Raw genomic sequence first — 20,837 nt, 5'->3', positions numbered from 1 at the left:
TGCGGGGCCCCCGCACCGTATGTAACGACGCGGGGGCCCTGGATGGTTCTGTCCGACGCGGAACGTTCGGGCGAATCCGGGGTGAACCCGGTGTGCGTGTCAGACGAGGAGTTGGCGGTCGGTGGGCTTGATGGGGCGCGGCAGGTTGGTGCTGCCGGTGAGCCATTGGTCGACTTCGGCGGCGCAGGAGCGGCCTTCGGCGATGGCCCAGACGATGAGCGACTGGCCGCGTCCGGCGTCGCCGGCGACGTAGACGCCGTCGACGTTGGTGGCGTAGGCGCCGTTGCGGGCGATGTTGCCGCGGTCGTCCGTGTCGAGGCCGAGTTGTTCGATGAGGCCGTTGGAACGGTCGGTGCCGGTGAAGCCCATGGCGAGGAACACGTAGTCGGCGGGGATTTCGCGTTCGGTGCCTTCGACGGGTTGGAACCGGCCGTCGACCATGGTGACCTCGACGAGCCTGAGGGCCTTGACCCGGCCGTCCTCGCCGCCGATGAACTCCTGGGTGTTGACGGAGTAGACGCGTTCGCCGCCTTCTTCGTGGGCGCTGGCGACGCGGTAGATCATCGGGAAGGTCGGCCAGGGCTGAGAGGCGGGGCGCTCGTCGGACGGCCGCGGCATGATCTCCAACTGCGTGACCGAGGCGGCGCCTTGGCGGTGTGCGGTGCCGAGGCAGTCCGCGCCGGTGTCGCCGCCGCCGATGATGACGACGTGCTTGCCGGCGACGTCGATCGGGGAGGTGACGAGGTCGCCTTCCTGGACCTTGTTGGCGTACGGGAGGTACTCCATGGCCTGGTGGATGCCGCCGAGTTCGCGGCCGGGCACCGGGAGTTCGCGCCATGCGGTGGCGCCGGCGGCGATGATGACGGCGTCGTAGCGGCGGCGCAGCTTGGCGGCGTCGACGTCGGTGCCGATCTGCATGCCGGTGTAGAACTTGGTGCCTTCCGCGCGCATCTGCTCGATGCGGCGGTTGATGTGGCGCTTCTCCATCTTGAACTCGGGGATGCCGTAGCGGAGGAGGCCTCCGATGCGGTCGGCGCGTTCGTAGACGGCGACGGTGTGGCCGGCGCGGGTGAGTTGCTGTGCGGCGGCGAGGCCGGCGGGGCCGGAGCCGATGACGGCGACGGTCTTGCCGGTCAGGCGCTCGGGGGGCTGGGGTGCGACGTTGCCGTCGTCCCAGGCCCGGTCGATGATCGACACCTCGACGTTCTTGATGGTGACGGCGGGCTGGTTGATGCCGAGCACGCACGCCGATTCACACGGGGCCGGGCAGAGGCGTCCGGTGAATTCGGGGAAGTTGTTGGTGGCGTGGAGGCGTTCGGCGGCGCCCTGCCAGTCTTCGCGCCACACGAGGTCGTTCCACTCGGGGATGAGGTTTCCGAGCGGGCAGCCGTTGTGGCAGAAGGGGATGCCGCAGTCCATGCAGCGCCCGGCCTGCTTGGTGATGATGGGCAGCAGGGTGCGCTCTTCGTACACCTCTTTCCAGTCGCGGATGCGCACGTCGACGGGGCGGCGCTTGCCGTGCTGCTGGGGTGTGGTGAGGAAGCCCTTCGGGTCAGCCATGTGCCGCCTCCATCATCTTCTGGACGGTCTCGGACTCGGTGAGTCCGGCCTGCTCGGCGGCGTCCTTGGCGGCGAGCACTGCTTTGTAGTCCCTCGGCATGATCTTGCCGAAGCGCCGGGACGCTGTGTCCCAGTCGGCGAGGAGTTGTTCGGCGACGGTGGAGCCGGTCTCCTCGTGGTGGCGCCGCACAACGTCGTGCAGCTCCGCGAGGTCGGTGGCGCTGGGTTCCTCGATGTCGGCGAGTTCGGTGTTGACGCTGTCCCGGTCGATGTCGAGGAGGTAGGCGACGCCGCCCGACATGCCGGCGGCGAAGTTGCGTCCGGTGGGGCCGAGGACGACGGCGCGTCCGCCGGTCATGTATTCGCAGCCGTGGTCGCCGACGCCTTCGGCGACGACGGTGGCGCCGGAGTTGCGGACGCAGAAGCGTTCGCCGACGCGGCCTCGGATCAGTATTTCGCCGCCGGTGGCGCCGTAGGCGATGGTGTTGCCGGCGATGACGTTGTCCTCGGCGGCGAAGGTCGCCTCGCGGGCGGGGCGGACGATGATGCGTCCGCCGGAGAGGCCCTTGCCGACGTAGTCGTTGCCGTCGCCTTCGAGGCGCAGCGTGACGCCGCGGGGGACGAAGGCGCCGAAGGACTGTCCGGCGGATCCGGTGAGCGTGATGTCGATGGTGTCGTCGGGGAGTCCGGCGCCGCGGTACCGCTTGGTGACCTCGTGGCCGAGCATCGTGCCGACGGTGCGGTTGATGTTCTGCACCGGCAGTTGGATGCGGACGGGTTCGGCCTTCTCCAGGGCGTCGGCGGCCAGTTCGATGAGCTGGTTGTCGAGTGCCTTGGTGAGGCCGTGGTCCTGGACGGTGGTGCAGACGCGGGCGGCGCCTTCGGGGAGTTCGGGCACGTGGAAGAGCGGCGCGAGGTCGAGGCCCGCGGCCTTCCAGTGGTCGACGGCGGCGGTCGTGTCGAGGAGTTCGGCGTGGCCGATGGCCTCGTCGAGGCTGCGGAAGCCCAGGGCGGCGAGGTGTTCGCGGACCTCTTCGGCGATGAACTCGAAGAAGTTGACGACGTATTCGGCCTTGCCGGTGAACCGGGAGCGGAGCTCGGGGTTCTGGGTGGCGACGCCGACCGGGCAGGTGTCGAGGTGGCAGACGCGCATCATGACGCAGCCGGACACGACGAGGGGTGCGGTGGCGAAGCCGTATTCCTCGGCGCCGAGGAGCGCGGCGATGATGACGTCGCGGCCGGTCTTGAGCTGGCCGTCGGTCTGCACGACGATGCGGTCGCGCAGGCCGTTGAGCAGCAGGGTCTGCTGGGTTTCGGCGAGGCCGAGCTCCCAGGGCCCGCCGGCGTGCTTGAGCGAGGTCAGCGGGGAGGCACCGGTGCCGCCGTCGTGGCCGGAGATGAGCACGACGTCGGCGTGCGCCTTGCTGACGCCGGCCGCGACGGTGCCGACGCCGACTTCGGCGACGAGCTTGACGTGGATGCGCGCGGCGGGGTTGGCGTTCTTGAGGTCGTGGATGAGCTGCGCGAGGTCTTCGATGGAGTAGATGTCGTGGTGCGGGGGCGGCGAGATGAGGCCGACGCCGGGGGTCGAGTGCCGGGTCTTGGCGACCCAGGGGTAGACCTTGTGGCCGGGGAGCTGGCCGCCTTCGCCGGGCTTGGCGCCCTGGGCCATCTTGATCTGGATGTCGTCGGCGTTGACGAGGTATTCGGAGGTGACGCCGAAGCGGCCGGACGCGACCTGCTTGATCGACGAGCGGCGGGCGGGGTCGTACAGGCGCTCGGGGTCTTCGCCGCCTTCGCCGGTGTTGGACTTGCCGCCGAGGCGGTTCATCGCGATGGCGAGGGTTTCGTGCGCCTCCATGGAGATGGAGCCGTACGACATGGCGCCGGTGGAGAAGCGCTTGACGATGGCGCTGACGGGCTCGACCTCGTCGATGGGGACGGGGGTGCGCCCGGTGTCGTTGAACTTGAACAGGCCGCGCAGGGTCATCAGGCGCTCGGACTGCTCGTCGACGCGCGCGGTGTACTTCTTGAAGATGTCGTACCGGCGCTCGCGCGTGGAGTGCTGGAGCCGGAAGACGGTCTCGGGGTCGAACAGGTGGGGTTCGCCTTCGCGGCGCCACTGGTATTCGCCGCCGATTTCAAGCCGGCGGTGCGAGGGGGCGATGCCGCTGGGCGGGTAGGCCTTGGCGTGGCGTTCGGCGACCTCGCGGGCGATGACGTCGAGGTCGATGCCGCCGAGCTTGCTGGTCGTGCCGGTGAAGTATTCGGCGACGACGCTGTCGGCGAGGCCGACGGCTTCGAAGACCTGGGCGCCCCGGTAGGAGGAGACCGTGGAGATGCCCATCTTGGACATGACCTTCAGGACGCCCTTGCCGAGCGCCTTGATGAGGTTCTTGATGGCCTTGTCGGGGTCGAGGTTCTGCAGGAAGACGCCTTCGCGGACGAGGTCCTCGACGGATTCCATGGCCAGGTACGGGTTGACCGCGGCGGCGCCGTAGCCGATGAGCAGCGCGACGTGGTGGACCTCGCGCACGTCGCCGGCCTCGATGATGAGGCCGACCTGGGTGCGGGTCTTGGTCCGGATGAGGTGGTGGTGGACCGCGCTGGTGAGCAGCAGCGAGGGGATCGGCGCGTGCTCGGCGTCGGAGTGCCGGTCGGACAGCACGATGATGCGCGCGCCGTTCGCTATGGCGGTGGTCGCCTCGGTGCGGATCTCCTCGATGCGGCGGCGCAGGCCTTCGCCGCCGCCGTCGACGGGGTAGAGCCCGGAGATGGTGGCGGCCTTGAGGCCGGGCATGTCGCCGTCGGCGTTGATGTGGATGAGCTTGGCGAGCTCGTCGTTGTCCAGCACCGGGAAGGGCAGGACCACGTTGCGGCACGCGGCCGGGGTGGGGTCGAGCAGGTTGGTCTGGGGGCCGACGAAGGTGCCGAGCGAGGTGACGAGTTCTTCGCGGATGGCGTCCAGCGGCGGGTTGGTGACCTGCGCGAAGAGCTGCACGAAGTAGTCGAAGAGCAGGCGCGGCTTGTCGGAGAGCGCGGCGATGGGGCTGTCGGTGCCCATGGAGCCGAGCGGTTCGCCGCCGGTGCGGGCCATCGGGGCGAGGATGACGCGGAGTTCTTCCTCGGTGTAGCCGAAGGTCTGCTGGCGGCGGGTGACGGAGGCGTGCGTGTGGACGACGTGCTCGCGCTCGGGCAGTTCCTCGAGGTTGACGAGCCCGGCGTGCAGCCACTCGCTGTACGGGTGTTCGGCGGCGAGGGCGGACTTGATCTCGTCGTCCTCGACGATGCGGTGGTCCTCGGTGTCGACGAGGAACATGCGTCCGGGCTGGAGGCGGCCCTTGCGGACGATCTTGGCCGGGTCGATGTCGAGGACGCCGACCTCGGAGGACAGGACGACGAGGCCGTCGTCGGTGACCCAGTAGCGCGAGGGCCGCAGGCCGTTGCGGTCGAGGACGGCGCCGATGCGGGTGCCGTCGGTGAAGGTGACGCACGCGGGTCCGTCCCAGGGCTCCATGACGGTGCCGTGGTAGCGGTAGAAGTCGCGGCGTGCGGGGTCCATGGAGGTGTGGTTCTCCCACGCCTCCGGGATCATCATGAGGACCGCGTGGGGCAGGCTGCGTCCGCCGAGGTGGAGGAGTTCGAGGACCTCGTCGAAGGAGGCGGAGTCGGAGGCTCCGGGGGTGCAGATGGGGTACAGCCGGGACAGGTCGCCGGGGATGAGGTCCGTCGCGAGCATCGATTCGCGGGCGGCCATCCAGTTGCGGTTGCCCATGACCGTGTTGATCTCGCCGTTGTGGGCGATGAAGCGGTACGGGTGGGCGAGCGGCCACGCCGGGAACGTGTTCGTGGAGAACCGCGAGTGGACCAGGCCGATCGCGGACGTGAAGCGCCGGTCGGACAGGTCGGGGAAGAACGGCTCGAGCTGCCCGGTGGTCAGCATGCCCTTGTAGACGAGCGTGCGCGCGGACAGCGAGGCGAAGTAGACGTCGACCTCGCGCTCGGCGCGCTTGCGCAGGCAGAAGGCGAGGCGGTCGAGGGCGACTCCCTCGCGCTCCCCGGTGGCGTCGGCGACGAAGATCTGGGCGAACCGCGGCATGGTGGCGCGGGCGGTGGCGCCGACCAGCTCGGGGGTGGTCGGGACGTCGCGCCAGCCGAGGACCTTGAGGCCTTCCTCGGCGGCGATGCGCTCGATGGACGACTTGGCGCGTCCGGCGTGGACGTCGTCGTCGGGCAGGAACGCCATGCCGGCGGCGTAGGTGCCGGCCGGGGTCAGGGCGATGTCGGTCGCGGCGCGGAAGAACTCGTCCGGGATCTGGGTGAGGATGCCCGCACCGTCGCCGGTGTCCGGTTCGGCGCCGGTGGCGCCGCGGTGCTCCATGTTGCGCAGCACCGTGAGGGCCTGCTGGACGATGTCGTGGCTGGGCTCACCGGTGAGCGTGGCGACGAAACCGACACCGCAGGCGTCGTGCTCCATGCGGGGGTCGTAGAGGCCTTGGGCTGCAGGGACTGCCGAGAACAGAGGGCTCTGGCGGGGGGTGGATGCAGCAGGAGGCATGGGCGCTCCCGTCGTCGTCGTGGCGTTTGGTGCGCAACAGGGACGACGTTGGCCCTCTGCGATTTCGTGCAGGTTACACGATCAGTTGTGGCATCCGGAACACAAGACACCGTTGTCTCGTCATCCGGACACCTCGGGGTAAATCGGGGCTCGGTGTCCGGTTTCCGCGTATCACCACCGCCGCCGCGCCCATGGCTCATTCCCAGGCGCCCGTTCACCGAAACGGCCGATCCGGGCGTACCGGAGACGGCCGTGACGTGTACGGACGCGGTCGGTGACCGTGGTGTTTCGTGGATCTCACTCGGGCGTGGACGGTTGCGATGGGTGCGGGTCAGCCGATGCCTTGGCCGATGGCCATGCCGAGCAGGTACGTCAGCCCCCCGGCGACGGTGCCGAGGAGGAGTTGGCGCAGGCCCCCGAACCACCACGGGCGCGCGGTGACGTGCGACACGGCGGCCCCCGCGGCGAACAGGCCGACCAGCGTGAGGATGACGGCGGGCCACAGCGCGGTCGCGCCGAGCAGGTAGGGCATCAGCGGCAGTATCGCCCCGACCGCGAAGGCCGCGAACGAGGACCCGGCCGCGAGCCAGGGGGACGGCAGGTCGTGGGGGTCGACGCCCAGTTCCTCCCGGGCGTGGATCTCCAGGGCTTGGTCGGGGTCGCGGGAGAGCTGCGCGGCGACCTGGTGGGCGAGGTTCTCGTCGAGTCCGCGGGCGATGTACAGCTCGGCGAGCTCGCGTCTTTCGGCTTCGGGGGCGCGGACGAGTTCGCGTCGTTCGACTTCGACTTCGGCCTTCGCGAGTTCGCCTTGCGACGCGACCGAGGTGTACTCCCCCGCGGCCATGGAAAACGCGCCGCCGGCCAGGCCGGCGAGGCCGGTGATCGCGATGGTCGACGCGGACGCGTTGCTGCCGGCGACGCCGGCGATCAGCGCGGAGTTGGAGACGAGCCCGTCCATGGCGCCGAACACCGCCGGGCGCAGCCAGCCTCCGGCGATGTCGCGGTGGGTGTGGTCGATCTCGGGTTCGCTGCTCTTGGCGGCGGCGGTGCTGTGCGATCCGCGCGTTTTCGGGGAGGCCTTAGCCGCTGCCGCGGTGTCGCCTGTCCCGGCGGTGCTCACGTCGGATCCTCCTTCGCCGGACGCCTGGTTCTTGTTCGGTGCCGCTTCGGTGTCCTTTCGACGCTAGCGCGCGGCGCGATGCCTCACCAGCAAGGCAAGGCTGCCCGAACTGGGACCGAACATGCAGGTCACAGGGCTGGGCAGCGGGTCTCAGGAACGAGTGGAACCACCGGTGGAACGCTCCTTGGCGGGCTCTTCTTCCCGCTCGTCCGACTCTTTCCGTTCTTGGCGTTCTTGGCGTTCCTCGCGGGCGGAGTCAGCCTCGGGGGTTTCCGCCGTGGCGTCGCCGGGCCGCTCCTCGGCGGCATCGCGGCCGTGGCCGGAGTCGTCCGCCTCGCCGTCGGCGTCGTCGTCGCGGCCGGCGCCTTCGCTTTCCTCTTCGAAGGGCCGGGTGCCCTTGAGCTCCGCCGGGTCCTCGCGTCCGGGGTGTTTGCGAGTGGAGACGTAGATGTACGCGACGGCGCCGGCGAAGACGAGGATCGACGTCCAGTTGTTGAGGCGCATGCCGAGGATGTGCTCAGCCTCGTCGATGCGGAGGTATTCGACCCAGAACCGGCCGACGGTGTAGGCGGCGACGTAGAGCGCGAAGGCACGGCCGTGGCCGAGCTTGAAGCGGCGGTCCGCCCAGAGCACCAGCACGGCGACGCCGACGCACCACAGCGATTCGTACAGGAACGTCGGGTGGTAGGTGCCGGCGACGCCGTCCGGGCTGTTCTCCGCGTTGATCTTGACGGCCCAGGGCACGTCGGTGGCCTTGCCGTAGAGCTCTTGGTTGAACCAGTTGCCCCAGCGTCCGATCGCCTGGGCGAGGACGATGCCGGGGGCGAGGGCGTCGGCCATCGCGGGCAGGGGGATGCCGCGCCGGCGGCACGCGATCCACGTGCCGACGCCGCCGAGGAGGATCGCCCCCCAGATCCCGAGCCCGCCCTTCCAGACGGCGAACGCCTGCATGGGGTCGCCGTCTTCGCCGAAGTACGGCCCGGGTGTGGTGATCACGTGGTACAGACGGCCGCCGACCATGCCGAACGGCACGGCCCACACGGCGATGTCCATCACCGTGCCGGGGCGTCCCCCTCGGGCGATCCAGCGGCGTTCTCCCAGCCAGATGGCCACGATGACGCCGATGATGATGCAGAGCGCGTATCCGCGCAGCGGCAGCGGCCCGAGGTTCACGACTCCGCGTGAAGGGCTGGGAATGTATGCGAGGTCCATGGCAGGAACGACGCTACCTTGCCGTCCGCGCCGGTGGGGAGCCGCTCCGGGTCGGATCGTGCGACGGGGCCCGTTTTCGCGCTGCGGCCCCGCCCGGCAGGAAGGCGTGGTGCCGCGCGAGGTGCGGCCGACGTGCGAAGGGCGACTCGTCGGCCCCGCCTGCCGCATCGGGCAGCCGCCGAACGGAGGCGGGGCGGAAGCGGGCGGACGCACCGGCCCTCTTCCGCCCCGGACCCGTCGGCCTCGGTCGCTGCGTCAGGGCGTCGCGGCGATCATCTGCTCGATCTGGGCGCGGAAGGCTGCCGGGCTCATGACCTGGTTGCCTTCGGTGTACTTCAGCTTCTGGTTGTTCATGGCGAGGGTCGGGGTGCCGGTGACCTCGGAGTCGCCGACCTTCGCGTTGTTGAAGTCCTCCTGGGACGCCTTCACCCACGGTGCGTAGGACAGGTCGTTGACGCACTGGTCGAAGGCGGGGCTGCGCAGGCCTTCGACCTGGTCGGCGAGTTCGAGGAGGTAGGACTTGTCGCCGAACCTGTCGCTGCTCTCGTCGGGCTGGTTGGCGTAGAGCACGTCGTGGTACGCCTTGAACTTCCCGACGTCCTGGGCGCACGCGGCGGCGTTGGCGGCGTACTTTGAGCCGTTGCCGCCGAGGTTGCGGTCGAGGAACGAGGCAATGTGGAAGTCCAGCCGGATCTGTCCGGCGTCGGCCATCTGCTGCATCGTGGGGCCGAGCGTTTCTTCGACCTGGTGGCAGATCGGGCAGCGGAAGTCCTCGTAGATCGTCAGGACCGGCGCGTTGGGGTTGGTGCCGACGGGGATCACATTGCTGGTGGTGCCGGCCGGGAGCTTGAGGGGCTGGTCGGCCACCGTGGCCCAACTGGACTCGTTCTTCTCGGATTCCGAGGTGCCGACGAGGATGCCGACGGTGGCGGCGACGGCGAGGACCGCGACGACCGAGCCTCCGATGATCAGCGCGCGCTTGCGTTTCTCCGCCGCCTTCTGGCGGGCTCGTTCCGCCTGCATGCGCTCGCGGGCGGTGCGCTTCGCGTCGTCGTTCTTCTTGCTCATGTCCTCAGGTCACCGTCTATCTGTCGGTCGGATTGCTTCGGTGGAGGGGAATCGTGTGAGGTCAGGGCGGTGCGATGTCGGGTGGAAGCCTGAAATGTCGGGCGGATGAAGGGCCGGGAGGGCCGTCGGTCAGTTTGTCGGCCGGGGGACCGGCCGAGTTCCCGGCGTTTTCCGCTCGACACCGCGCCGGGCGCCGCGGGCCGTGACCCGTCAGTCGTCGTCCGGCTCGTCGTCCGCGCCGTCGTCCTCGGGCAGGTCGTCGATGGCGAGCCAGGCGTCGGCGGACAGGTGGGTGCGGGGCAGGAAGAGCAGCCACACGGCCGGGACCATGAAGGCCAGGTCGCGCAGGATCTCCTGGAGGTACTTGGTCTGGTCGGGGGCGATCGGTCCGCCGCCGCCGAAGCAGCCGCAGTCGATCGCCAGGCCCCGCGCCCACGCCTGGGCGATACCGGCGATGAAGACGACCAGGAGCAGGGCGGAGATCCCCGCGACGATGCGGGTGCCGAGGCCGATGACGAGGAGCGCGGCGAGGCCGAGTTCGAGGTACGGCAGGGCGTAGCCGATGGGCTCGACGAGGCTCTCGGGGAGCACATCGAACGCGCGTACGGCCTGTGCGGCCTGTGCGGGATTGGTGGCCTTCTCCCAGCCTGCCCACGCCCAGACGACGGCGAGTGCCAGGCGGGCGGCGACACCGATCCACGGCAGCGCGCGGCGGACGGAGGTGCGGCCGCCGGATCCTCCTCGGCGGGAGGTCTCGGCGACGAGCGTGGCGTTCATCGCGGCCTCCCGTGCGGGGAGTGCGGCGCCGGAGTCGTGCCGTGCGAGTCCATATGCGGTTGACCTCCAAACGGAACCGGACGGGACGTGTCGGGGCTGGCCCCCTTGCTTAACCGTTTGGGAGGGCACGAGGTTCCTGCATCCGGCGTAACTCGTTGAAGTCAAACGGCGACGGGCGGTCGCTTCCGCGAGGAAGCAACCGCCCGCCATGATGCCATCTAAACCTGTTTGTCCAAATTTCTCGGTGGTCAGCGTCCGGCACGCACTCCTTCGGCGAGGGCCGCGGCGAGGGTCCGGACGGCGTCGATGCCGGCTTGTTCGGTTTCGGCGTCCAGGAGGGCCCGGACGAAGGCCGAGCCGACGATGACGCCGTCGGCGTAGGCCGCGATCTCGGCGGCCTGGGCGGGGGTGGAGACGCCGAGGCCGACGCAGATCGGCAGGTCGGTGGCCTTGCGGGTGCGTGCGACGAGTTCGGCGGCGCGTTCTCCGACGGTGGCGCGGGTGCCGGTGATGCCCATCGTGGAGGCGGCGTAGACGAAGCCGCCGCAGGCGTCGGTGGTGAGCCTGAGCCGCGCGTCGGTGGACGAGGGGGCGACGAGGAAGACCCGGTCGAGGCCGTGTTTGTCGGTGGCGGCGATCCAGTCGGCGGCTTCGTCGGGGATGAGGTCGGGGGTGATGACCCCGGCTCCGCCTGCCGCGGCGAGTTCCTCGGCGAAGCGGTCGACGCCGTACCGCTCGATGGGGTTCCAGTACGACATCACCAGTGCGGCGGCTCCGGTCTCGGCGACCGCGCGGGCGTTGGCGATGACGTCGTGGGTGTTGGTGCCGCGGGCGAGCGCGTGTTCGACGGCGCGTTGGATCACGGGGCCGTCCATCTGCGGGTCGCTGTACGGCAGTCCGATCTCGATGACGTCGCATCCGCCCTCGACCATCGCGCGGGCGGCGGCGGCCGAGCCGTCGGCGGACGGGTAGCCCGCGGGGAGGTAGCCGATGAGGGCGGCGCGGTTCTCCGCGCGGGCGGCGGCGAGGACTTCCGAAAGACGGGTCACTGCTGGTCCTCCTCGCGGACGTCGGCGTCGAACAGGTCGAAGTAGCGGGCGGCGGTGTGCATGTCCTTGTCGCCGCGCCCGGAGAGGCTGACCAGGATGGTGGCGTCGGGGCCTAGTTCCCTGCCGATTTCGAGGGTGCCTGCGAGGGCGTGGGCCGATTCGATGGCCGGGATGATGCCCTCGGTGCGGCACAGCAGCCGGAAGGCCTGCATGGCCGCGTCGTCGTTGACCGGGCGGTACTGCGCGCGACCGGTGTCGTGCAGCCACGCGTGTTCGGGGCCGACGGCGGGGTAGTCGAGGCCGGCGGAGATGGAGTGGCTTTCCCGGGTCTGGCCGTACTCGTCCTGGAGGAGGTACGTGCGGGCGCCGTGCAGGACGCCGACCGCGCCGCCGGTGATCGACGCCGCGTGCCGTCCGGTCTCGATGCCGTCGCCTCCGGCTTCGAAGCCGTAGAGCCTCACGCCCTCGTCGGGGATGAAGGCGTGGAAGATGCCGATGGCGTTGGACCCGCCGCCGACGCACGCCGTGACGGCGTCGGGGAGCCGGCCGGTGAGGTCGAGGACCTGCTGCCGTGCCTCGACGCCGACAATGCGTGCGAAGTCGCGGACCATCGCGGGGAAGGGGTGCGCGCCGGCGGCGGTGCCCAGCAGGTAGTGCGTGTTGTCGACGTTGGTGACCCAGTCGCGGAGCGCTTCGTTGATGGCGTCCTTGAGGGTGCGCGAGCCGATGGTGACGGGCACGACCTCGGCGCCGAGTACGCGCATGCGGGCGACGTTGAGGGCTTGCCGCTGCGTGTCGGCCTCACCCATGTAGACCACGCATTCGAGACCGAGCAGCGCGCACGCGGTGGCGGTGGCGACGCCGTGTTGGCCGGCGCCGGTTTCGGCGATGACGCGGGTCTTGCCCATGCGCTTGGTGAGCAGCGCCTGGCCGAGCACGTTGTTGATCTTGTGCGAGCCGGTGTGGTTGAGGTCTTCGCGCTTGAGGAGCACGCGGGCGCCGCCTGCGTGTTCGGCGAACCGGGGGGCCTCGGTGATGATGCTGGGGCGGCCCGCGTAGTGCGTGAGAAGGCCGGTGAATTCGGCTTGGAACGCGGGGTCGGTCTTGGCCTTCTCGTACGCCGCGGTCAGTTCGTCGAGGGCGGCGATGAGCGCTTCGGGCAGGAACCGGCCGCCGAAGACGCCGAAGTGGCCGGACGGGTCCGGCTGGGATGCGGGATTTGCCTCACTGGACATGGCGATGTCGATCCTCTGGGTGCCTTGGGGCGAAGTTGTCGGGATGCCGGACGGACTGCGGCGGCCGGGACGGGCAGCCTCCGAACGGCACGCTGTCGCCGGTGCGTCGGCACCGCAACGGCCCCGCGGCCGACTCTGCGGTCGGACTGCGGGCGGCGTTGCGGGCGACACCGCACCGGGACGGCCACGGCTGACGGAGTGTCAGCGGTGGCGCCATCGCCTCCCGGGGACCTGGCCGGGTTCGCAGCCGATGACGAAGCGGACCCGGCGGCCGAGCACCCTGCGGGCGGGCGCGCGGCAGCCGCGCGGTTTGGCACCGCGGGCGAAACGCCCTGTCAGGTCACGGCAGTTCATGTCGTCGAATCCCGGTCGCCGCTCGCTGCGCCTCAGCCGCGGCCGTGGCGCAGCGCGGGGTGCGCGCCGGCGGCGACGAGGTCGGCGACACTGCTGCGCGGGTCGCGGCCGGTGACGAGGGATTCGCCGACGAGCACCGCGTCGGCGCCGGAGTTGGCGTACGCGATGAGGTCGTGCGGGCCGCGCACACCGGACTCGGCGATGCGGACCACGGTGTCGGGGATCATCGGGGCGATGCGGGCGAAGTTGGAGCGGTCGACCTCAAGGGTTTTGAGGTTGCGCGCGTTGACGCCGATGATCTGCGCGCCGGCGTCCAGCGCGCGTTCGGTCTCCTCTTCGTCGTGGACCTCGACGAGCGGCGCGAGGCCGATCGACTTGGCACGCTCGATGAGGGACACGAGGGCGTTCTGGTCGAGTGCGGCGACGATGAGGAGGGCGAGGTCGGCGCCGTGTGCGCGCGCTTCCCACAGTTGGTAGCTGGTGACGATGAAGTCCTTGCGCAGGACGGGGATGTCGACGCGTGCGCGGACGGCGTCGAGGTCGTCGAGCGAGCCTCCGAAGCGGCGCTGCTCGGTCAGCACGGAGATGACCGCGGCGCCGCCCGCCTCGTAGTCGGCGGCGAGGCCGGCGGGGTCGGCGATCGCGGCGAGCGCGCCTTTGGAGGGGCTGGACCGCTTCACCTCGGCGATGACGGCGACACCGCCGGAACGCAGGGCACCGAGGGCGTCCTTCGCCGGGGGCGCGGCGGCGGCCATGTCCTTGATTTCATCAAGTGACACCCGGGCCTGTCGCTCGGCGAGGTCGGCGCTCACACCGTCGATGATCTCGTCGAGCACACTCACGCTTTGCTTCCCCTCGTCACAGGTGACGGACTGGAGTGGTCCGACCGGGTCGCCCGGACCGGGTGTCCGGGCAGCGCCCGCGTTGTCCGATGGTTCCGGCCCTTCGATGGTATCGGCCCGCCGGAGGCCCCCGCCTCCCGCGTGTCCTCGAAGAGACGCAGGCAGCATACGGCGTTCCGCTCCCCGGCTGTCCAACCGTCCGCAAGACGGGCATATTGCCGTGCTCGTGCTGCATATTGGCGGGAAATCGCAGGTCATGGGCCTGATGTGCGACCGGTCAGGGGGCGAGCGCGGCGCCGAAGGGCAGGTTGCGTACAACGGAGAACGCCACGATCGCGGCCGGCAGCAGGCGGATCAGCCGCGGGTCGGCCACAGTGGTCCGGGCCTGCCCACGAAACGAACGCAGCGTCCACCGCAGCCAGATGAACGCGATCAGCGGAACGGTCGCGACCGCGAACGCGTTGAGCGCGAGCGCCGCCGGGATGTCGCCGTGCGCCAGCGCGTGGGCGCAGCGCAGTCCCCCGCAGCCGGGGCAGAACAGGCCGGTGACGGCGAGAAACGGACACGCGGGGTAGTGCCCGGGCTGGTGGGGGTCGACCAGCGCGATGTACGCCGCCGCCCCGGCGGCGCCCAGTGCCGTCGCGGCGGGGCCGAGGAGGCGGCGCGGGAGCGTGCCGGAGGGCGCGGCGGGCGCGGGCGGAACGCGCGGCCACGCGGCGGTGGGCGGGATACCGGGCGGCGGGCTGTGCCGCGCGGGCCCGTCGGGGCCTGCCGCTCGGGGACGTCGGGCGCCGGTCACGCCGTTCATCGTGCCCTCCCTGGGCCCGGGCTTCAAACACGTCCCGGCACGGCGCGTACGGGATTCGGGTCCGGGCGACTCACAGGTCGCCCAGGGTGTCCTTCCAGCCGAGCACGAAGACGCCGACCATCCACGTGGTCCAGAAGATGACGCCGAGAAGCACGGCGCCGATCGTCCAGTTGCGGGCGCGGAGCGACGCGTCCCGGGCGCCGACGGTGTCGCCGCGCAGCCACCGCTCGTTGACCGAGGTCGCGGCGACCAGCGCCGGTATGCCGGCCGGGAAGCAGCAGAAGACCGTCGCCAGGATGGCCCACACCAGGTAGTTGTCGGGCGGCGGCGACGTGACCGGGGGCATGCCCGGTGGCTGGAATCCGGGCGGCTGGGCGGGGCCCGGGTAGCCGTAGGGAGTGGTCGGCGCCACCGGTGGAACGGCGTTGCCGAACTGTTGTCCTGCGCCCCACTCCGAGGGCCGCGGGCCACCGGGCTGCTGCGGCGGATAGCCCTGAGTCATCGCGTGCGTCCCCTTCGCGCCCGCCCGGCCGCGGCGTGGCGAAAACCCCCGCGTGCCGGTCCCCTGGTCCGGAAGACACCGGACGGCGTGCCCACCCTAGCGAGCCCCGCCCTGACGCGCCGACGCCTCGTCGCGCGGCCCGAACGGTCCCGCGCGGGGAGGCGTCGCGTGCTGCCGAAAGCCCGGCGGGCGCGGGGCGCGGGTCAGCGGCGGGCGGGGACCGTGCCCATGCCGGCCATGCGCATCGCGCCGCCGGCGATGCAGCCGACGAGGCAGATGGCGATGCCGGCCCAGAAGACCACGGGGCTGGCGGCGATCAGCGCGACACCCGCGACGGTCGAGCCGATCAGCGCGAGAATCGTGAGGGTCCAGGCGGCAGGAGTGTTCCCGTGGCCGGCGCCTTGCGACATCGTTGCTCCTTGAAGGGGGTGACGGGCCGCTTCGGCGGCGGGCCCACGCAGACCATTGTCCCTGTGCCGCGCAGTGCTCTTGACCCGGGGTGGGCGCTGTGTCCGGTACGGCCCGAGACCGGCGGACGCACGGGTCAGCGGGTGGGGTCCTCGCCGCGGTCGAGCGCGTTCCACATGTCGGCGGATGTCGCGGCGCGGCGGGGGGCGCGGGCGCCCGGGGCCTCGTAACGGCTGCCCATTCCGGGCCAGTTGCGTCCTCGCGCGACGACCACGAGGCCGCCCGCGGCGATCAGCAGGCCGCCGATCAGCGTGATCCACGGCCACACGGTGTGGCTCACGTCGACCGCTTGCGCGCCTTCGACGGCCGCCTTGGACGCGGCGCGCGTGTCGAGGGCGGACCGGTCGGAGGCTCCTGAGGCCGCCGCGGCGGCGATCCCCGCACCGGCGAGGGCCAGGATCGCGCCGACGAGGATGCGCCCGCGTCCCCGCGTCGCGAGCGCGGCGACACCCCCGGCGAGAGCGAGCACCGCGAGGGCCGCGGGCACCTTGGTGACCGACGACCCGGTGGCCTCGATCGCGAAACCGGAGCCGTGGACGAGTGCGGTGCCTTCGGCCCACACGCGCCCGCCCAGCGACAGGACGAGCGCCGCACCGACCGCGACGAGGAGCAGTGCGGTGCCCATCTCGCGGCGTACGGTCTGGCGGGCGGATCGGGCGGATCGGTCGGATCGGTCGGCGGGTTCGGGGGCGGGAGAAGTGTCGCCGTCGGCCGGGTCGGTGTCGGTCGCGACGGCGAGTGCGGTGTCGGTGTGGCCGTCTTGCGGTTCGTGCGACTCCGTCTTTCCCTGTGTGGCCGATTTGTCGCCGGTGCCGCCTGCGGTGCCCGCGCCGCCCGTGTCGTCCGCCATGCCGTCTCCGTTCCGGTCGCTCGTTCGCGTAGCCCCCGCCGGTCCCCGCCCCCTCAAGAGTGCCGTGCCCGGTGGCGGCCCCCGTCCGCGCCCCCGTTCTCCCGGGCGCGGCCCGCGCTCACCGTGCCGGCTTCAGCGTCTCGGCCGCCGCGATCGCGCGGAGCACCGCGGCGGCTTTGTTGCGGCACTCGGTGTCCTCGGCGACCGGGTCCGAGTCGGCGACGACACCCGCGCCCGCCTGGACGTAGGCGACGCCGTCGCGGATGAGTGCGGTGCGGATCGCGATGGCGGTGTCGAGGTCGCCCGCGAAGTCGATGTAGCCGACGCATCCTCCGTACAGCCCGCGCCGCGTCGGCTCGAACTCTTCGATGATCTCCATCGCGCGCGGCTTGGGCGCGCCGGACAGCGTGCCCGCCGGGAAGCAGGCCGCGAGCACGTCGAGAGCGGTGCGTCCGGCGTCGAGTTCGCCGACGACGGTCGAGACGATGTGCATGACGTGGCTGTAGCGCTCGATGGACATGAAGTCGACCACCTCGACGCTGCCCGGAGCGCACACGCGCCCCAGATCGTTGCGGCCCAGGTCGACGAGCATGAGGTGTTCGGCGCGTTCCTTGGGGTCGGCCAGGAGTTCGTCGGCGAGCGCGGCGTCTTCCTCGGGGCCGGCGCCGCGCGGCCGGGTGCCCGCGATGGGATGCAGCATTGCGCGTCCGCTCGTGACCTTGACCAGGGCCTCGGGGCTGGAGCCGACGATGTCGAAGCCGCCCTTCGCGGTGCCGTCCGGGCCGGGCAGGCGGAAGAGGTACATGTAGGGGCTGGGGTTGGTGGCGCGCAGCACGCGGTAGACGTCGAGCGCGCCGGCCGTGGTGGGTGTCTCGAAGCGCTGCGAGAGCACGATCTGGAACGCCTCGCCGGCCCGGATCTCCTCCTTCGCGGCGTCCACCGCCTTGCGGTAGTCGGCGCCGCCCCACGGGCCGGTCCACTGGGGGGTGACGCCGCCGCGCACGTACGACGCGCTCCCGTCGGCGGGTGCGGCGAGGTCGGCGGTCATGGCGTCGAGGCGGGCGACGGCGTCGTGGTAGGCGTCGTCGACGCCGGAGTCCAGGCCGTTCCAGTTGATCGCGTTGGCGATCAACAGCACGGTGCCGTCCGCATGGTCGAGGACCGCTATGTCGGTCGCGAGCAGCATCATCAGCTCGGGCACGCGCAGGTCGTCGCGGGCGTGTTCGGGGAGCCGTTCGAGGCGCCGCACGATGTCGTAGCCGAGGTAGCCGACCATGCCTCCGTGCAGCGGCGGCAGATCGGGCAGGCCGGGGATGTCGTGCGGGGTGTGCAGCGCTTCGACCGTGGCGCGCAGGACTTCGAGGGGGTCGCCTTCGCGGGGCACGCCGATGGGCGGCTCGCCCAGCCACCGCGCGGTCCCGGCCGCTTCGGTCAGCGTCGCGGCGCTGCGGACGCCGACGAACGAATAACGCGACCAGGTACGCCCGTTCTCCGCCGATTCGAGGAGGAATGTCCCGGGTCGTTCCGCGGCGAGCTTGCGGTACAGCCCGACCGGGGTGTCGCCGTCCGCGAGGAAGCGCCGGGTGACGGGGATGACTCGCAGCGTTCGGGCAAGTTCGCGGAAGGCGTCGAGGTCGGGGGTGACGGTGCCGGTGGTCATGGTGCGGCAACTCCCGGGGCGCAGATGGCACTCATACGTGGATTTGGCTGCGGAAAATGGACATTCACGAGTATCGGCACCTCAGACGTCCCGGCCCTGCGGGCACCGCGGCCGGTCGGCGCCGGCGGCACGGGCCCCGGCCGAACCGGGTTTTGGGACGCACCGGACCGTATGTCTCGGCGGTCTGCCGGGCGGTGAGGCTTCCACCCGACCTGACACAGCGTCAAGAGCCGTGTGTGGCAGGGCCCGTGACCTTGAGCTCGCGTGCGTCGAAGCAGGTGCGGTCACCGGTGTGGCAGGCCGCGCCCGCCTGGTCGACCTTGACCAGGACTGCGTCTCCATCGCAGTCGAGGGCCACCGAGACGACGCGTTGCGTGTGGCCTGATGTATCGCCCTTGACCCAGTACTCGCGGCGGCTGCGGCTCCAATAGGTGCAGCGGCCGGTGGTGAGTGTGCGGTGCAGCGCCTCGTCGTCCATCCAGCCCACCATGAGGACTTCGCCGGTGTCGTACTGCTGCGCGACGGCGGCGAAGAGCCCTTGCTCGTCGCGTTTCAGCAGCGCGGCGACCGCCGGTTCGAGGTGCGAAGGGCGCGGAGGTCGGGAGGGCGGGGGTGAGGCACCGGTCATGTCCGCATTCTCGCAGACGGCACGGGGCGTCCGGCGGGGAAGCATCGCGCGGTCACCGTGGCCGCATGGATTCGCACACGTTGTCAAGCGGTGACACCCACGCGTGCGGGGAGTTCATGCTATCGGGCAAGCTTTGCGCATGACGATGCCACCTCCGCCGGGACAAGGGGGCTTCCCGCCCGGTTACGGAAATCAGCCCGATCCGGGCTATCAGAGCGGCCCCGGTTATCCGGGGGACTATTCCGGCCAGCAGTATCCGGGCGGTCCGCAGTACCCGCCCGGCCCGCCCGGGGGCGGTCCGCAGTACCCCGGCGGTCCGACGTACGGAGGTGGGTTCGGCGGTGGACCCGGCGGCCCCGGGGGCTTCCCCGGCCCGCCCGGCCCTCCGCCCGGGGGCGGGCGCGGCCCGCTGATCCTCACGGTCGTCGGCGCCCTCGTGGTGGTCGGCGGTGTGATCGCCGCACTCGTGTTCCTGGTGGGCGGCGGTGACGACGACAAGAAGAACGTGAGCGGCAGCGGATCGCCGTCGACGACGCCGACCAGCTCGCAGTCCTCGGCGACGGCGTCGCCGTCCGAGACCGAGACCACGCGCTCGACGACGCCGACGGCCACCCGGACGTCGCGGACGCCGACGTCCACGGCCACGCGGACGCCGACCGGGTCGTCCACCGACCAGACCGTCGAGAACATCGAGCTCAGCGTGGGCGAGTGCGTCGACCTCGACGGCACCCAGTTCGACCGGGTCTCTTGCACGCAGCCGCACGACATGCAGGTGATCAAGAACTTCGACCTGACCGGGTCGACGTACCCGACCGCCGCCGAGCGCCAGCGCCAGACCGAGACGCAGTGTGCGCCCGCGTTCGAGGCGGCCGTCGCCGACGAACCGGACCCGTCGCAGTACACGGTGAACTCCGTCTACCCGCTGGAGTCAAGCTGGGACCTCGGCAACCGCGAGGTCACCTGTTTCGTGGTCGACGTGGACAACGGCAAGATCTCCAAGAAGCTCGGCTGACGGCAAGGCGCCGCACACGGCGGACGATTCGAGCGAGCCAGGCGAACCGTTTCGGGTGGTTCCGACGTCGTGACGGGTGTGCAGCGTCGAGACGGGGCTGCGACGAGGGAATCGAGATACATCGACGGACACGGCGCACCGCGCGGTCGCGGCGCCCAGTGCGAAACGAGGTGCGCGCGTGAGTACTCCTCCGCAGTACCCGGGGGCGGGCTGGCCTCCTGGTCCGCCTCCCGGCAGCGGCTACGGCGGCACACCCCAGGGCAACACCCCGGACAGTGGGCCGTACGGGAGCGGAGGCCCGTACGGCGGCTATCCCGGCGGGCCGGGTGGCGGCTACCCGGGCGGACCGAGTGGGCCCGGCGGTCCCGGGGGGCCGGGCAACTTCGGTGGCCCGCCTTCGTTTCCGCCGGGTCAGCCGGGCGGGCCCGGAGGTTCCGGGGGCAACAGCGGCAGGCTCGTCGCCTGGATCGTGGTCGGGGCACTCGTGGTCGCGGGCATCGTCATCGGGCTGGTGCTGAGCCTCGGCGGCGACGACGGCGACAGCACGGCCTCCGCGTCGTCGTCGGCGTCGACCTCCAAGTCGTCTTCCGCCAAGTCGTCCTCGTCCAAGTCGCCGTCCGAATCGCCGTCGGAGACGGAGGCGAGCGACAGCCCCGATCCGACCACGCGCAAACCGACCTCGAATCCGACCACGGCCACCGCATATCCGACGGACGACGGCACCACGGTCGAGCGGGTCCCGTTGTCCGCCGGTGACTGCGTGGTCTTCCCGCCGGGGACGGGCGAGGTCAACAAAGTCTCGTGCACGTCGCCGCACGACGCGGAGCACGTCGCGAACCTGGAGATGACGGACGGTCCGTGGCCGGGGGACGCGGAAGCCCAACGGCAGGCCGCCGAGCTGTGCGAGGCGGCGATCGAACCGATCGTCGCGAGGCAGCCGAACCCGGGGGATCTGACAAGCGACTTCATCTACCCCTCGGAAGGCTCGTGGGCGGACGGCGACCGCGAGGTGCAGTGCATGATCCAGAGCGCCGAGGGCCAGTTGACCGCGCCGCTGCGGTAGTCCGGAACAACAGGGTTCAGGCGTGCGGAGGTTGCCGGACACGCCGCCCGAGAGGTGCGCGACGAAGTGGG

18 protein-coding genes are annotated in these 20,837 nt (G+C 71.1%); 2 read left to right on the top strand and 16 right to left on the bottom strand.

Going from position 1 to position 20,837, the window contains the following annotated elements:
• Positions 1 to 99 precede the first annotated feature (99 nt).
• From ACRX5W_RS08590 to hisI, 16 genes are all read right to left on the bottom strand, one after another.
• A complete protein-coding gene (locus ACRX5W_RS08590) occupies positions 100 to 1,560 on the bottom strand; it encodes a glutamate synthase subunit beta (protein ID WP_436787348.1) in 1,461 nt (486 codons plus the stop codon).
• Positions 1,553 to 6,118, bottom strand: a complete 4,566-nt coding sequence (gltB, locus tag ACRX5W_RS08585) for a glutamate synthase large subunit (RefSeq protein WP_436787347.1) — start codon at positions 6,116 to 6,118, stop codon at positions 1,553 to 1,555. The genes ACRX5W_RS08590 and gltB overlap by 8 nt, the downstream gene beginning before the upstream one ends.
• A gap of 331 nt (positions 6,119 to 6,449) precedes the next feature.
• Complete coding sequence (locus ACRX5W_RS08580; RefSeq protein ID WP_436787527.1) at positions 6,450 to 7,136, bottom strand: VIT1/CCC1 transporter family protein; 687 nt, start codon at positions 7,134 to 7,136, stop codon at positions 6,450 to 6,452.
• 252 nt (positions 7,137 to 7,388) lie between these two features.
• On the bottom strand, positions 7,389 to 8,450 hold the full coding sequence (gene lgt / locus ACRX5W_RS08575; RefSeq protein WP_436787346.1) for a prolipoprotein diacylglyceryl transferase: 1,062 nt from the start codon (positions 8,448 to 8,450) through the stop codon (positions 7,389 to 7,391).
• A 255-nt stretch (positions 8,451 to 8,705) separates the two neighbouring features.
• On the bottom strand, positions 8,706 to 9,518 hold the full coding sequence (locus ACRX5W_RS08570; protein WP_436787345.1) for a DsbA family protein: 813 nt from the start codon (positions 9,516 to 9,518) through the stop codon (positions 8,706 to 8,708).
• Between the two features lie 210 nt (positions 9,519 to 9,728).
• Complete coding sequence (locus tag ACRX5W_RS08565) at positions 9,729 to 10,295, bottom strand: MauE/DoxX family redox-associated membrane protein (protein ID WP_436787343.1); 567 nt, start codon at positions 10,293 to 10,295, stop codon at positions 9,729 to 9,731.
• 248 nt (positions 10,296 to 10,543) lie between these two features.
• On the bottom strand, positions 10,544 to 11,344 hold the full coding sequence (gene trpA / locus ACRX5W_RS08560; protein WP_436787342.1) for a tryptophan synthase subunit alpha: 801 nt from the start codon (positions 11,342 to 11,344) through the stop codon (positions 10,544 to 10,546).
• A complete protein-coding gene (gene trpB, locus ACRX5W_RS08555) occupies positions 11,341 to 12,579 on the bottom strand; it encodes a tryptophan synthase subunit beta (protein ID WP_436787341.1) in 1,239 nt (412 codons plus the stop codon). The genes trpA and trpB overlap by 4 nt, the downstream gene beginning before the upstream one ends.
• Before the next feature lie 201 nt (positions 12,580 to 12,780).
• Positions 12,781 to 12,933 carry a tryptophan biosynthesis modulator TrpM gene (trpM, locus tag ACRX5W_RS08550; RefSeq protein ID WP_436787339.1) on the bottom strand — a complete coding sequence of 51 codons (153 nt, stop codon included), beginning with the start codon at positions 12,931 to 12,933 and terminating at the stop codon, positions 12,781 to 12,783.
• A 32-nt stretch (positions 12,934 to 12,965) separates the two neighbouring features.
• Positions 12,966 to 13,775: an indole-3-glycerol phosphate synthase TrpC gene (gene trpC, locus ACRX5W_RS08545; RefSeq protein ID WP_436787338.1), complete on the bottom strand. Its 810-nt coding sequence runs from the start codon at positions 13,773 to 13,775 to the stop codon at positions 12,966 to 12,968.
• 277 nt (positions 13,776 to 14,052) lie between these two features.
• On the bottom strand, positions 14,053 to 14,583 hold the full coding sequence (locus ACRX5W_RS08540) for a DUF2752 domain-containing protein (protein WP_436787337.1): 531 nt from the start codon (positions 14,581 to 14,583) through the stop codon (positions 14,053 to 14,055).
• 70 nt (positions 14,584 to 14,653) lie between these two features.
• The gene (locus ACRX5W_RS08535; RefSeq protein WP_436787336.1) at positions 14,654 to 15,085 is read right to left on the bottom strand and encodes a CD225/dispanin family protein; all 432 of its coding nucleotides are present in this window, start codon (positions 15,083 to 15,085) and stop codon (positions 14,654 to 14,656) included.
• Positions 15,086 to 15,288: 203 nt separating this feature from the next.
• Entirely contained in the window at positions 15,289 to 15,495 is a 207-nt protein-coding gene (locus tag ACRX5W_RS08530; protein WP_436787335.1) for an HGxxPAAW family protein, read from the bottom strand.
• A gap of 134 nt (positions 15,496 to 15,629) precedes the next feature.
• The gene (locus ACRX5W_RS08525; protein ID WP_436787334.1) at positions 15,630 to 16,403 is read right to left on the bottom strand and encodes a TIGR02234 family membrane protein; all 774 of its coding nucleotides are present in this window, start codon (positions 16,401 to 16,403) and stop codon (positions 15,630 to 15,632) included.
• 118 nt (positions 16,404 to 16,521) lie between these two features.
• Positions 16,522 to 18,063, bottom strand: coding sequence for an anthranilate synthase component I (locus ACRX5W_RS08520; protein ID WP_436787333.1), 1,542 nt, complete (start codon positions 18,061 to 18,063; stop codon positions 16,522 to 16,524).
• Positions 18,064 to 18,286: 223 nt separating this feature from the next.
• Entirely contained in the window at positions 18,287 to 18,691 is a 405-nt protein-coding gene (hisI, locus tag ACRX5W_RS08515) for a phosphoribosyl-AMP cyclohydrolase (protein ID WP_436787332.1), read from the bottom strand.
• 139 nt (positions 18,692 to 18,830) lie between these two features.
• Here hisI and ACRX5W_RS08510 point away from each other — a divergent pair, with 139 nt between their 5' ends.
• Together ACRX5W_RS08510 and ACRX5W_RS08505 are read left to right on the top strand one after the other, a co-directional pair.
• A complete protein-coding gene (locus ACRX5W_RS08510; RefSeq protein WP_436787331.1) occupies positions 18,831 to 19,703 on the top strand; it encodes a septum formation family protein in 873 nt (290 codons plus the stop codon).
• A gap of 178 nt (positions 19,704 to 19,881) precedes the next feature.
• Positions 19,882 to 20,766, top strand: coding sequence for a septum formation family protein (locus ACRX5W_RS08505; protein ID WP_436787330.1), 885 nt, complete (start codon positions 19,882 to 19,884; stop codon positions 20,764 to 20,766).
• Positions 20,767 to 20,837 lie beyond the last annotated feature (71 nt).

It is taken from the genome of Yinghuangia sp. YIM S10712, assembly GCF_051388935.1.
In the GTDB taxonomy this organism is placed as follows: Bacteria; Actinomycetota; Actinomycetes; order Streptomycetales; family Streptomycetaceae; genus Yinghuangia.
Note: the sequence above shows the minus strand (reverse complement) of the source record. Positions and strands in the feature narration are given on the sequence as shown.